Annotated in this window: 9 protein-coding genes; 7 read left to right on the top strand and 2 right to left on the bottom strand. The window is 42.3% G+C overall.

Annotated features, from left to right (window positions below; all coding sequences use genetic code 11):
- Positions 1 to 249 precede the first annotated feature (249 nt).
- Both J8L84_RS01345 and J8L84_RS01340 read left to right on the top strand, forming a co-directional pair.
- Positions 250 to 2442, top strand: coding sequence for a DUF3857 and transglutaminase domain-containing protein (locus tag J8L84_RS01345; protein WP_211069112.1), 2193 nt, complete (start codon positions 250 to 252; stop codon positions 2440 to 2442).
- 18 nt (positions 2443 to 2460) lie between these two features.
- Positions 2461 to 3804 (top strand): hypothetical protein, encoded by a 1344-nt coding sequence (locus J8L84_RS01340; protein WP_211069111.1) that lies wholly within the window; start codon positions 2461 to 2463, stop codon positions 3802 to 3804.
- A 112-nt stretch (positions 3805 to 3916) separates the two neighbouring features.
- On the opposite strand, the gene J8L84_RS01335 is transcribed toward J8L84_RS01340, so the two are convergent.
- Together J8L84_RS01335 and J8L84_RS01330 are read right to left on the bottom strand one after the other, a co-directional pair.
- Positions 3917 to 5164, bottom strand: a complete 1248-nt coding sequence (locus J8L84_RS01335) for a response regulator (RefSeq protein WP_211069110.1) — start codon at positions 5162 to 5164, stop codon at positions 3917 to 3919.
- Positions 5148 to 7829, bottom strand: a complete 2682-nt coding sequence (locus J8L84_RS01330; RefSeq protein WP_211069109.1) for an ATP-binding protein — start codon at positions 7827 to 7829, stop codon at positions 5148 to 5150. The genes J8L84_RS01335 and J8L84_RS01330 overlap by 17 nt, the downstream gene beginning before the upstream one ends.
- Positions 7830 to 8118: 289 nt before the next feature.
- Here J8L84_RS01330 and J8L84_RS01325 point away from each other — a divergent pair, with 289 nt between their 5' ends.
- The 5 genes from J8L84_RS01325 (at position 8119) to J8L84_RS01305 (ending at position 14419) form a co-directional block, all read left to right on the top strand.
- A complete protein-coding gene (locus J8L84_RS01325; RefSeq protein ID WP_211069108.1) occupies positions 8119 to 9351 on the top strand; it encodes an HDOD domain-containing protein in 1233 nt (410 codons plus the stop codon).
- Positions 9352 to 9490: 139 nt separating this feature from the next.
- A complete protein-coding gene (locus J8L84_RS01320; protein WP_211069107.1) occupies positions 9491 to 10402 on the top strand; it encodes a dihydrodipicolinate synthase family protein in 912 nt (303 codons plus the stop codon).
- Positions 10403 to 10468: 66 nt separating this feature from the next.
- Positions 10469 to 11647 (top strand): MFS transporter, encoded by a 1179-nt coding sequence (locus tag J8L84_RS01315; RefSeq protein WP_211069106.1) that lies wholly within the window; start codon positions 10469 to 10471, stop codon positions 11645 to 11647.
- 161 nt (positions 11648 to 11808) lie between these two features.
- Positions 11809 to 13080 (top strand): acetylhydrolase, encoded by a 1272-nt coding sequence (locus J8L84_RS01310; protein WP_211069105.1) that lies wholly within the window; start codon positions 11809 to 11811, stop codon positions 13078 to 13080.
- 223 nt (positions 13081 to 13303) lie between these two features.
- Positions 13304 to 14419, top strand: a complete 1116-nt coding sequence (locus J8L84_RS01305) for a hypothetical protein (RefSeq protein WP_211069104.1) — start codon at positions 13304 to 13306, stop codon at positions 14417 to 14419.
- Positions 14420 to 14434: the final 15 nt, after the last annotated feature.

Below are 14434 nucleotides of genomic sequence, written 5' to 3'. Positions count from 1 at the left end.
AGACAAAAATGTTGAAAAACAATTTAGAAAGCCGCTATTAAGCGGCTTTTTTAGTTTTTATGAGAAGAATAATTGTTGCCAATTAGTTCGATATAAAGCGAAAAGTACAGCAGAAAAATTTAAAGGCTCTTTTATTGATATAAGAAATCTCTTATCGACAAATAAAGGAAGATACGGCAGCATAACTTAAAAAATGAACAGTTGAACGCACGCGTTTGGTTGGAATTTGTATCAACAAGGAAGAATGGGATGGCAGTATATATCCGAGTGTTCGTTATCTTTTTGAGTTTCTTAGTGATAACTAACGCAAGTGCAGAATCGACTAGTATTGGTCCCGACGCCGAGACCTTATTAGCACTTAAAACAGACGCTATAGAATATGCAGAGAGCGGGGCAGTAATACTCAGTCGCAAAACCGAAATTACGGTAGACGAGCAACGCTTAGAGTCTACCAAATATTACCGTGCTATCTATATTGCAAGCGAAGAAGCGGTATCTGACTATTCAAAATTAGTTAACTCGTTCAATGCTTATTACCATACTAGTAGTATCGATTTTGCTCGGGTAATTGCTGCTGATGGTCAAATTTTCAATATGCAAGACGATGCTATCTCTGAGGTGGCAGCGAATAACGACGATTACCTCGATGATATGAAGCGAATTGAGTTCGCTGTGCCTCAGTTAAAAGTCGGTAATATCATCGAGTACCAAATTAACGAGAAGCAGACGAAAGCGATTATCGATGGTGAATGGTTCACCGGCATTCGCTTTAACCACGTAAAGTTTTTACCGCAGAAAAACTGGGTGCGAATCGATCCTATTCTGACCTCGTTAACAACACTCACTATTCCCAATACCATCGATTTATATATCGAAAATCGCAACACTGATTTATCTCCGCTTGTAACGAAAAGTGGAAGCACAATGCAATACGTGTGGAAAATGGATAAGTTAAAAGGTATTGAAATTGAGTCTGGCATGCCGCCAATCGATGAAACCTTGCCCCTCGTTTACGCCTCTACCATGAACAATTGGAAAACCGTAGATGATTGGTACTGGGACTTATTCAAGCCAAGCCTGATGCCAGCAGATAATGTTACCGCGTTAGCGAATGAACTGTTCAGTGGCCAAGATACCCAGACCGATAAAGTAAAAGCGGTGTTTGATTACATGCAAAAAAATGTTCGTTATATAGGTGCGCATGTTAACCGTGGAGGCTACCAACCTCATACTGCACAAGAAGTGCTGCAGAACGCCTACGGCGATTGTAAAGACCAAACCACTCTTATTGTTGCTCTGCTCAACATAGCCGGTATTAAAGCATCGCCAGCGTTAGTGAATACTTACAACGGAAGTGTTGTATTTGATGATTTACCAGCACTTAACTTTAACCATATGATCACCTACGTGACCACGGACGAAGGTAGTTATTGGCTAGATACTAGTGGTCAAACGGGCACTTTCCCAGGATTAAGCGCCATGCTTGGGGGCAAGCGTACATTTGTGATAACTGGCAACGCGGGTCAGCTCGTGGAAGTTCCCCATGTTAACCCTGAAGAGAATGTAGCAAAAGTGGCGGTTGATTATTCACTGAATGATTCTGCATTAAGCGCATCAGTAAAGATGAGTTTTGACGGTCAAGTGGAAACGAATCTTCGCAATTATTATCAATTTTCGCCAGAAAAGCGTGCTGTAGTAGAGCAACTTCTGTCGCCATTTGTTCACGATAATCGAGTAACGTCGTTTACGGCAACTGATCCTGCAGACTCTGCCACACCTTTTGAAATAGAAGGGAAGTTTGTAGATTTGCTTTCTATTACCGAAGACATTTCTCGTTTTCATTACAGCATGAACTATGCGCAAATTTTAAAAGTCTTTACCGGTTTTTCTATCATGGAACCTGTATCTGAACGCGCCCAAGACCTTTATATACAAATACCTATCACGGTAGAACTTTCTATTACTTATCCTGCCCCTTGGTCAGATGCAGAGCTCGTGCAAAATGGGCCTGCCAGCAATTATCAAAACCCATTTTTTGAAATTACACATACTGCGCAGCCTAGTGACAACGAGGTAACAAGTACTTCAAAGTTTGTACTGTATGCGCAAACCATACCGGTTGAAGAATATGCGGCCTTTTTTAATGCTATTGATGCCTTTCAAAAAGGCAGCGAGAGTATGTTCGTTTATGACAAGGTGATGGCAACATCACCGCAAAGCCACGAAGCGTTATCGATAGAAGAGCAAATAGCGCACTCGCGAGCCTTACTTGATAGTGGGCGCTTTGACGAGGCGTTGAAATATGTTACCGAACTTGCTAATGGCAATAAAGATAATGGGGAAGTGCAGTTTTTACTGGGTATTGTGCATGGTTTCAATGGCAAAGACGCGCTGTCTGAAGCGGCGTTCGAGCGTGCTGAATCGCTTGGCTATCAGTATTAGTACATAAAGGATTATTAGATGATGTTTTACCGAATTGTACTACTTGCTGGTGTGATATTACTGAGCGGCTGTGAGTCTACGTCAACCCAAAATGTAAATGCCTCGCCTGAACTTGTTGGTTTAGAGCAGCAGGTTAAGAGTTATCCCAACGATTCGCAGGCATTGCGCAATTTAGTTGAGTACCAGCTAAAGGCGTTTGAGCGAGAGCCGGATTATGGCTTATTGAATAAGCTGCAAAGCAATTTGCAACAAGGCATAAAACAAGCGCCTAACGATCGGTATTTTGCTTTTCACTATTACCGGTTGAATTTGCAATTAGCATTTGTAGAGCAAGAATACGACGAACAAAAGTGGCAAGGTTTTTATAATCAGCACCCGTTTTTGAGTACGTTAGATATTGCACCGCCGGTGTATGTCTCTTACTTACTTGAGCAACCCCAAGACGAAAAAATGCTAGCGGCGTTGAAACAAACGGTTCGTGATAATCCATTTTTTATGAATGGAGCTTTAGAGTTAGCTTATTATTATTACAATCAGGATCAGGTTGAATTAGCGCTTTACATTGTAGAGGCAGCACGCAAGCGAGATGACAGCTACCCAGATTTAAAGTCGGACTGGGTGCTTTATCAAACTGAATACGCACTTAAGAATATGTGTGATACCGGCACTTACAAGCCATTAGACGATATCATTACCGAAAGCCGACTTCTGACGCAGTCGTTTCCTAATGATCCATTTCAGTTTAATTTGCTCGCCGATTTATTTCGTCTTAGCAATAAAACCACACTGGCCGTGTATACCGCACAAAAAGCGGCAAAGTTAGATCCTAGTTACCAAAGTTACTTAAATGAAATGTATTTATGGGATACCAAAATCGATAAAGTCATCGACTATGAGATAACTGATGCAGATAGCAAAGCAGAGGTTTTACTTACCCAAATTTACGCAAATATTGTCGCAGGCAACTGGGATAAGGTAGGCACTCTTGCGAGTCGTTATAGTCAAGTTGATGAGGCTAGAATCTACGGGGCACTTTATGGTGCTTATGGCTATAAAATACAGGGTAATAGCCAAGGATATCGTGAGTTATTGAACTTTGCGTCTGAGCACCTCGAACTGGACGATTGGCAAAAAGGAATGCTTAGCTTTGCCAAAGGCAGTATTGATGAAATGCAATTGATGGCACTGGCAAGTGATCGCTGCGAACAGTCTGAAGCCCTATTCATTTCAGCGCTAAACCACATTGAAAATGACAACGCTGAACTTGCAGACACTTACTGGCAGCGTATTTACGATCTTGATATAAGAACGTTTTTCGAATTCGCAGTAGCGAAGAATAAAATTAAGGCAGCAAAAAAGTAGCAGGGCCAGGCCTACTCTGACTAGCCTATTCTAATGTAAGGGGGCTCCCGTCAGGGTTCCCCTATACAGCCTCTTTTTATTAAAAACCGTGAATAACTACCTAAGTGTTTGTTTAAGCTTTAGGGATATATTTTTCAATCAACCTATCAAACGAACTTTTTTGTAGGGGCTTAATAATGTAACCCTTAGCCCCTTTTTGCATCGCTTTAGTCACCGTAGCTTTATGCTTATCTCCTGATAGCATGATGATAGGTGTATCAGCATTTAGGCTTTGCTGTGAGGCCGCTTGGCCTACAATGTATATGCCGTTAGTGTCTGGTAAATTCACATCCATTAGCACAAGGTCGTACTTTTTGGCGGTTAAAGAAGCGAAGGCTTGCCTGCCTGTGGTTACGGCATCACAATGCATCTTATATTTATCAATCAATCGCTTAGTTAATTGAAGACTAATAATGTCATCCTCAACCACAAGGATAGATGGCACACCGTTCTTTTTTTCTAGTACTTTTTCAGGGTCGATATCTTGGTTGTATAGTCGGTTAAAGACATAGCCTTTGTCTTTTTCGTCTGCGCTAGTTTCAGTGCTCGCACCTGTCGTTGCTTTTTCAGCGTTAGTATTTGGCGTTAATTCTGCGGTTTTTAAATCGAGGGTTTTTTCTAATAAGCTAATTGCCCTTGCTTGTAGTTTAATTAACTCTGGACGAATTTGGTCTGACTTTATTTTAGATAGGGTCTCTTGTAACTTGGCAATATCAAGGTCTACGGACTGCTCCATTTCTACCCGTGTTACTGCTCGTTCTAATGCGTTCTCAATTTCTACAATAGAGCTTTCAAACTCTGACTGTAATTGATTTTTATAATCTAGGCCTTGTTTTAAAGCCTGCTTTATTTTGTCATCAAAATGGTCGATTTTGCTAAAGTAGGTTTGTTGAGCCAGCATCTCTTTATCTTGAACATGCACCCCTAATTCGGTAAATAAATGTTCGCAAATTAATATAATGCGATGTAGTTCATAAACCGGCCGGGCAATCATGTAATCATCGATAATCCCCGCCGCATGGGCTTCATAAGCTTCTCTTTCAAACTGACGAGGTATTAAACTAACTATCTTGTGGTTGCATAGGTGGTATGATTTCAGTGCTTCCAGTGTGCGGTAATAAGTAAACAGGCTTTTCTCTAATGAGTCGCCTGTTAATAAAAGCACTTTAGGTTTTGTATCAATCAATAACTTGCATAAATCTCTTAAAGAATCGCACGTAACATAGTCTTCAAAATGTTTCTTAATAACCTCAAGAACGATTTCGTCACTTTGTGGCTCTGTAATGTAGAGTACAATTTGTGCTTCACTTGATTGAGTCATGATGTTCCAAATATTTCCTTAAATGGGCTATGAGCGCTTCGATAGCGAGTTTCATTTCTTCCCAATCCAACAAAATTAGTTGGTCTACTGGATCTTGTCTTCCTGCGAGCTCCACGGCTTCGCATTTTTGACTTAGATGATACGCGCCAACAATTCTGGCGCTACTTTTCAATTTGTGAGCAAGCTTCGAGAGGGCTTGCCAGTCTTCGACATCGACCAAGTCACACATGTGAGGGAAATCTTTGTGCAGGTTCTTTTCAAATCCGCATAGATAGTCGTATTCCTCTTGCGGGCTAATATCGCCAACGATTTCGGTTAATGCTGAAATATCAAAAACACGGGTGGGATCAATCTTACTATTTACCTCGCTACTGTCATCAAAAAAGTCGTCTTCAAAGAAGTGAGCTTCCGGTTCAGGTTCAACTGGTGTTGTTTCTATAGAGGAACTCGGAGTGGGCTGCTCGTTATTAAGACGGCTAATTAGTTCTGCTAAGGTTTGCAAGGTTAGCGGCTTCATTAAAATTCGGTCGACACCCACTTCGTTACAGTGTGCTTGGCACTGCTTAGAGTTATCTGCGGTTAGGATTAGCATGGTAGCCTTGGGTCGCTGTTCACTTTCTTCTAAACCTCGCAAAATACCTATCAGTTCTCCGCCAGTAATGACGGGCATTTGGTAATCGCTAATCACCACATTGAATGGCTGTTGTTCAAAGAAAATAATGGCTTCTTCCGCTGACATTGCAAAGCTCGCTTTAATGTTCAACGCACTAAATTGTTTCTTAAGCACATAAATATTATCTGGGTTGTCTTCTACTACTAATATACGTAATCGGTCAGAAATATTTTTAGGCGACGTGTTGGCAGAGGTTGTCGACGAAGCAGCGGATTGTGGTGCTGCTAAGTTGAATAATTCGGCTAACTTAAGCGGAACGAGATGAATCTGCTTAACCGTTGAGTGAGTGTGGGCATGCATATTAACGTTATCTACAAGCAACGCGGTTTGGCTTGTTAGCATAGTAGACCTGCTATCCTGCAATGCCTGTTCAGTTTTAATCAGCCCAGCTTCACTGCTACTAGATGCATCTAATAAATAGAAATGGTTTAGTAATGCGTTGCCCGGCAACGAATCTATGAAGCGGGCGCTAAAATGGAACCGCTCAGCGTAACGCTTCAAATCGTTAAAAAAGACTGCGCTGTTAGTCTCAAAAGTAAAACTGCCTAAATTGGCTGGGGCTAACTCAATCTCCGATGCAGAACAAGCTTCTAGTGGTAGTTGCACTACAAAGGTAGAGCCTTTGCCTAGCTCACTGTCTACATAGATACCGCCACCCATCAACTGTACTATCTTTTGACAGATGCTTAAACCAAGCCCGGTGCCACCAAACGTTTTGTGAATATCATCATGAGCTTGGGTGAAGCGATCAAAAATCGTATGTACTTTAGTACTCTCTATACCAATCCCATTATCAATAACGTTGAAGTGAATGTAGTTGGTTAAATCATCTTGCAATACTTCAAGGCGAAGTGTTGCGTTTAGCTTTTGATTAAACTTCAAACCATTGCTAATAAGGTTTGTGAGTACTTGGGTGAGGCGAAGTTCATCTACACTAACAATTTGAGATATGACGGGGTCGACAAACAATGTAAGCTCCACATTTTGTTGCTTTGCTTGTCCATAGAAGGTGTTAATTAGTTCTTCACACAGTACTCTCAAATTAACGTCTGACGGTGAGAGCTGAACCATATTGGCATCAAACTTAGTGAAATCTAAAACATCATTGATGAGGCTTAACAAAGACTTAGAGCTTTTAGACACTCTTCTTAACAGCTCATTCCCTTTCAGTTCGTCTTGATGTTCACATAAATCGAGTAGTCCAATAATGCCGTTCAATGGGGTGCGTACCTCATGACTCATTGCTGCCATAAAATTGCTTTTTGCATTACTAAGGGCGGTTGCCTCATTGAAAGAACTTTCAAGTTGCTCGTTTAGCCCTTTAATTTGCGATTCATTGATAATAAGACCGACACGCCCCCCTGTGAAAGTGAGATTGTCGCGATACTCATAGAATTGTCCATCGGGGGCGGTGAACGACAAAGACATCTCTTGTTTACTATTAAATTTCCGTCGTAAAAAACGATAGGTAACAGCCTGTAGATGGCTATCCCCTTGTGCGAAATAGTCACTAAAATCGTTAAGAATGGAATCTAATGGCACACCGTTTAAACTTTTATTCCCGCAAAAAGGGAATATGTTTTGAAATTGCTCATTAACCAAGTCAATTTTTCCGTCGCTACAAATTATTGCTGCATCGGGTATCTTATCGATGGCGGTAACCAAGTTATAGTATCGTTTTGCCAGCGCAGATGGCTTAGAGCGAGCAACTTTAACTAGCGTCCTCCCATGTTCCATAGGCATGGCCGTGCACAGTTTTTCTTCGCCTTCTATCACGCAAAAAGCCAGTTCTTGCTCGCCGTTTAGCAAAGGTACTATGGCATCTATAATAATTGGCAAATTGGAAGACAGCGCCTCACTCTCATTCAATTTATTATTTGAAGCCAGAATGTCCAAGTCGTTATTGACCACAAGCACGGGGTGATAAAACAGATTTATGAGACTTTGAGTTTTTTTCAGGTCTCTATTAATTTCAATATCTTTTATAGTCATGAAAAGGTGGTCTATTATTGAAGAAGCGCCAAACAGTTTTGATAAAAGCTTTTCTTAAATATTTATTATATAAGGATTTTCTAATTAATTTTGTTCTCGCTTTGTAATAAAGCCAGTAAAAACCGCGACAATTTTAATGTAGATGACAATAGCGATAATTGCGAAGATCAGCGTGGTCTAGAGAATGGCAATTATTGCTTCCCAATGCATTTTGCACACGGTCATTGTTGATGCATTTTACTTAGTGGCCGATTTTCAGCCGCTGCCTAGTAATCTTATGGAGTAGCCTATGGTGAAGGATGTGTTAACTGCAAGGCAGCTTGTATTTAACGAAAACCACGAAATCTATGCTTGTGAGTTCTTATGCTTAGATGAAGGGGCGGAAGATGCCTCCTCAAGCGTAAATGTGTGCCCATCAAAAAAGTTTATGACCACAAAGCGATTAGCCAGTGTTTGTGAAAGCATTACTGAAAGTGAACGGCATTTAGATGTACCTATTTTTATCAACGTCGATCAAACGTTCTTGAGTGAAACTGACGATATTTATGCGGTAAAACCAAACATCATTTTGGAGATATTGGCTTCGGTAGAGCCTACGGAATCAAATCTGAAACGTATTCAGCAATTGCGACGCAAAGGCTTTGATTTTGCGCTAAGCGAATATGCATTAGACCCATCTAAAGCTTCTTTTTTTAAATACCTCAAAGTAATAAAAGTTGATGTGCTTAACGTGACCCAGTCTCAACTTAGTAAAAGCCTACCAATTTTAAAGAAGTCGAAGTGCTTAATACTGGCAGAAAAAGTAGAAAGCCAAACGGTATACGAAAATTGTAAAGCGCTAGGGTTTGACCTATTTCAAGGCGACTTCCTTGAAAACCCTACCATTATTGGTGGAAAAGAAATAAGCGAAAAACAAAACAGTAGTCTGCAGCTAGTGTCTGAATTCAGTAAAAACGACATAGAGGTTGATAAGGTCGCAGAAATCATTTCATTAGATCCTGTGCTGACTACTAAAATTTTGCTGTTAATTAACTGCCCGCTTTATCAACTGGTTCGAGATGTAAACAGTGTACGGGAAGCCGTTGTTATCTTAGGGCTAGATGTTGTTAAGCAGTGGGCAATTGTTATGTCGCTAATGTCTGTTTCTACTAGCCCAACTGAATTATTCCGGTCCTTGTTAGCACGGGCAAAAACCCTTGAACTGATTGCTTTAAGTCGGCAGCATGAGGACGGTACACTTCATCCGCTAGAATGCTTTTTAGTGGGGTTGTTATCTGGTGTAGATGCCATTTTTAAAGTGAACATGGAGACATTAGTCGGCAGTTTGAAACTAGAAGCCCATTTAAAACAAGCGTTACTAACACATGACAATGCGCTAGGTTCCTTGCTTATTAATGTGGTTGGCATAGAACGATTTGATAGCCAAACCTTCGAGCGCTTATCAAACCAAGATATTTGCCTTTATGGCCGTTGCCAACAAGACGGCGCGTTATGGGCAGATACCGTAATGAAAAATCTATGATCAGCTTTTCAAAAGCATAAAATGTTGTTCTAGTTTAGAAGGTAACGACATGTATGTGGGCGAATGACAAGTGTATGATTGATGTATAGTAACGTTAATCGCTTAAATACATCGCTTGCCCTTCGCATTAGGAGCCTCCATGTTCACCGGATTGTGTGCTTTTCCTCTTACGCCCTTTCACCGTGAAAAAATTGATTTTCACGCTTTTGAAAAGTTAATTAGTAACCTAAAGCAGGCCAATGTTGAGTCGATTTGTGCAATGGGGTCTACAGGTTTGTATCCCTATTTATCAAGGGATGAGCTAGTTAAGGTATCAACAACGTCAGTAGAAATAGCTGGCGACACGCCGGTAATGGTAGGCATTGGCTCACTGCGTACCTATGATGTATTGAAAAACGCAGAAGCCGCGCAACAAGCGGGTGCGAAAGCGCTGCTGTTAGCACCGGTTTCTTATCACCCTCTACGCGAAGCTGAAGTATTTGCCCTGTACGAGAAGGTTACCGCTGAAATCTCAATTCCCTTATGTATTTACGAGAACCCTGGAGTGACCCAGTTTAGTTTCAGCGACGAGCTATATCGCCAAGTTACCCAGCTTCCCAACGTAGGCGCGATTAAAATTCCAGGGATGCCTTTTGCCGATACGGATGGTAATGGAAATGAGGTAGGGAAAACACGACTTTCAAGCCTGCGAAATATAGTGCCAGAGCATGTCGCCATTGGGGTAAGTGGTGATAAATTTGGTGCCTTGGGGATGCATGCGGGATGCGATTTATGGCTATCTGTGCTCGGAGGCCTATTCCCTAATACGGTGAAAACCATGATTGCACTAAGTCAATCAAGGTCACCAGAAGCAGCAATCGCGCAATCTGAACGCTTAACGCCGTTGTGGGACTTATTCGCCCGCAATAAAGGCGGTATGCGCGTAATAGCCACCGCGGCGGCAATATTGGGTTACACAGAAGCAAACTGCTTACCACATCCGTTACAGCCGCTTCAGGACGAAGATAAACAGAAACTCGAAGCGATTTTAACGCAACTATCACTGGATTAAGTAATACGTGACCCAGTTTAAATCTGTCGCTAATGCTAACGCACAGAGCCAAAGAGTAGCCCACCGTTGAACAAGGACCATTTTTCACCATTACTCAAATATGTTGTGGCTGCCATTATCGCGCGCACCGCAACAGGTGGTGCTATTGTTGCCATCGTATTGCTTGCTAGAAACCTTGAGCTTGATGGCAAAGCGGCAGGCATTTTGGCGGCGTGTTTAACGCTGCCCCACTTGTTAGGGCCAGTATACGGGCGTTGGTTAGATGGGGTTTCGCAGCCTAAGTATCTTATTAGCGCGGCGGCGCTGAGTTACACCGGCTTTTTTCTTTTGGCTATATTCAGTTTTGAGAAGCATTTGGCTTGGTTGTTGGCGTTTTCATTGTTGTTAAGTGGTGTTTGCAGTTCGTTTATTATGGGGGGATTAGGCACCCAGTTGCCAAGTTTAGTTAGCGCAAGCAATACATCCCTTAGAAAGGCGCAAAGCTGGGATACTATTACCTATGGGGTAGGGCACACATTGGGGCCGTTGATTATTGCCTCCTTGTCGGCGCTGTTCTCGACGAAGGTGGCTGTCAGTGTACTGGTGTTGACACCTATGTTAGCTGGTATGCTCATTTTAACGTTCCCTAAAAAGCATGTACTGCAGAAAAGTGATGCCTCATTAGATATAGGGTTTAAAAGCGTATTTTATGCGTTTAAAGACTCGAGCGCATTGGTACGTACGTTAGTGATGACATCGGGTGCGGCATTCAGTATTGCAGCCTTGCCCGTATTGGCGGTTTATCTTAGCGAACATTGGCAGCATGTAGAGCATCATGGCGCTTATCTGGTCACAGCATACGGGGTAGGAAATTTAAGTGGTGCGCTATTTCTCATCTTTAGGCCACTCTCGAAAGAGCCCTTAATATTGTTAAAGCGTTCAGGAAGCTTTTTGTTGGTGGCGTTACTGGCCACAACCCTAAGTCCTTCTTTCGTTCTTGGTGCGGCGGGCTACTGGTTGTGTGGTGTAGCCAATGCCATATTCTTTACTTCCAGCCTAGCGGCACGAACTGAGTTTGCCCCAGCGCACAGCGCGGCGCAAACGTACATGTGGGTTGCCGCAGCTAAGGTGGGAGCAGGCGCAATAGGGGCTTTAGTTGCTGGAACCTTGTTAGTCCAAGGGGTAACTGTTTCACTGGTAACTTCTTGCGCTACCCTCGCACTCATTCTTATCGTGTGCTTTGCTGTATTCAGAGTACAAAAATAGCCTTTAGGTTATACGTTTACATTTCTTGTTCTCAAAATTGCCGTTTAAATTTACCAGTCTTATTGATGACAATTCATTTAATCAATGGGCTATGCCTTGTGTAATAAGGTCATAGAGGTAATATAGGCTATGCACAATAATTAACAAAAAATTAGCAAATTATGAAAACGTTATCCCTGTTATGTACCGCAGCATTATTAGCAGCCACACCGGCATATTCAGCGCAGACGCTTTATCAAGACTATCCTAGTGATATTACGCCCGAGCTAAGTGAAAAAGGCGCCTACCAAGTGGGTGTTAGAACCTTAACCGTTAACTATCCTAAGCCGGTAGTTACCTTACAAGGGCAGGTTGTTGACCGTGCGTTGAAACTGGAAGTTTGGTATCCCACTATGGATAGCGGCGCGTCAACAACGTATGAAAACCAAACCCGCAGTGGTAACGAATTTAGCATTCAAGCTGATGCTATTCGCGATGCCAGTGTGGCAAAAACGCAAGACAGTTACCCTATCGTTGTGTTATCACACGGCTATACGGGTTATCGCACAATAATGTACTACCTTGGTGAGCACCTAGCGTCTCATGGTTATATTGTGGCAGGGATAGACCATACTGACTCTACAAACGAAGATGTAGATTTCGCTAATGCCCCTTTTGCAGGTTTCCCTAGTACCTTATTAAATCGCTCACGAGATCAAGTGTTAACACTTCAAGCGGTGAGTGAGCATGCGCTGTTCAGCGGTGTTGCCGATACAAAAAACGCTGGGCTTATTGGCTATTCCATGGGTGGTTTTGGTGCGGTGAATACCGTTGGCGGATGTTATGAATTTGGCGCTGAAGCTACCGCTAGTTTTACTGGCGTAACCGATCCGAAAATTATCAGTGCGTTACAAAATGCACTTAACACCTGTGCTGGTGGCAACGCCGACGCTAAAAGCGTAGACACACGCTGGAAAGCGGCTATGGCGTTAGCGCCGTGGGGCGGTCAACACAAAGTGTTTTCAGAAGATGCACTCAGTAATATTAAAGTTCCAATGCTATACGTAGCCGGCGATCATGATGATATATCTGGTTACCAAGGTATACAGTGGTTATTTGAAAATACGGGTAACGAAAACAGTAAACTGCTTACGTACAAAAATGCCAGACACAATATTGCTCCCCATCCCGCCCCTAAAGAGGCATTTGGCCACGAGTTCGATATTGGCCACTACTTAGAGCCAGCATGGCGTTCAGAAACCATGAATGACATTAACGAACACTTTGCATTGGCTATGATGGAATGCCATGTGAAAGGAAAAGCTGACTTTTGTGCTTATTTAGATGTTGAAGGCGATAGTGGGCAAGTTGCTGTAGACGGCAAAGTGCCAGAAGTTTGGAAAGGCTTCGACAATCGCTATGCGTTAGGCTTAAAAATGGATGGTAAACCTTAGCCTAAATCTAAACCTAAGATATAGGCGCAAACCTTACTATCTTCAATAACGAAAAAATAGCGTGTAGGCCTAACCATGTTAGGCCTTTTTTGGTTTTGCTTTGTATTTTTCCCATAAGCGAACAGTTCATTTAGAAAGACATGCTTTGTTACTTATTCAATTAGAGAAGTCATTTTAAGCATGCTAGTTTACTACTTCACGCTTATTCATTTGAGGCAAAGGAATGTTCCCCCAGCGAAATCAAAAAAACTTAACTGCTCTCTACCGTTTTTTTCCATGTGCTGTTACCGCGTTAAAGGCTGCACATGTAGCTGTGCTGCTGTGTTTATCATTCTTTGTTTCATTTGCTAATGCTAACGCATTACCTTCTGACGATGCATTAGACGCTATGTTTCAAGCGCAGGATTACGAAACGATAGTGAACGTACTTGAACCCATACCGTCGAAAACTCCGAAGCAATATAACGTGTTAATTTCGGCGTTAATGAATACAGATTTAGATGATGCTGAGGATATGGCGGCTAAATTTGTTAACGATCATAAAGACAATTACCGCGCCTACCACATGCAGGCTAACGTGATGGGGGCGCAAGCAATGGATAGTGTCTTTTCCGCCCTAGGTTATGCCAAAAAAGCCAAAGCGAGCCTACAAAAAGCGATTGAAGTGGCACCAGATGAAATTGAGGTTTATCAGGCGCTAATGCAATTTTACATAGTGGCGCCGTCTATCGCTGGTGGCGATATAGATGAAGCTAAAATACTTGCCGATAAAATTACGCAAATGGATGCACTTGAAGGCAAGTTTGCAACTGCAACAGTATATGCAGCTGACGATAAAGCTACTGAAGCAAAGGCGATGTTAAACGGGCTTAGCGAACAGCCTGAGTTCGAAGTTCGTGCACGTTTGGAACTTGGTCGATTGCATATAGATGGTGAAGAATACGATGACGCGATAGCCGCGCTAACCCCTTTATTAAGCGCTAGTGTAGCTAAAGCCCAAAAATCTGATGCACAAGCGTGGGATACCTATTCAGACCGCAAATTTAGTCAGCTTTATGGCACCTATCGTATAGGGTGGGTTGCGGTAGAAACCAGTCAATATACCGAGTCGGGTATCAACGCGCTCAACTATTACTTGGCTGAATTAGAGGCGACAGATATTGATACCCATCAGTTGCCAAGTAAGAACTGGGCTAACTTACGTTTAGCCGAGCTGTTTCTAAATGCTGATGATGTATCAATGGCTTCTACCACCCTTGCGAAAGTGACAAAAGACGGTGATAAACGTTTGGCAAAAATAATGAAAAGCCTCAAAAAACAAATAAAAAAGCGAACCTAGTGGTTCGCTTTTTTA

It is taken from the genome of Alteromonas sp. MMG017 (assembly GCF_018100795.1).
Lineage (GTDB): Bacteria > Pseudomonadota > Gammaproteobacteria > Enterobacterales > Alteromonadaceae > Alteromonas.
This window is presented reverse-complemented; position numbering and strand designations above follow the sequence as displayed.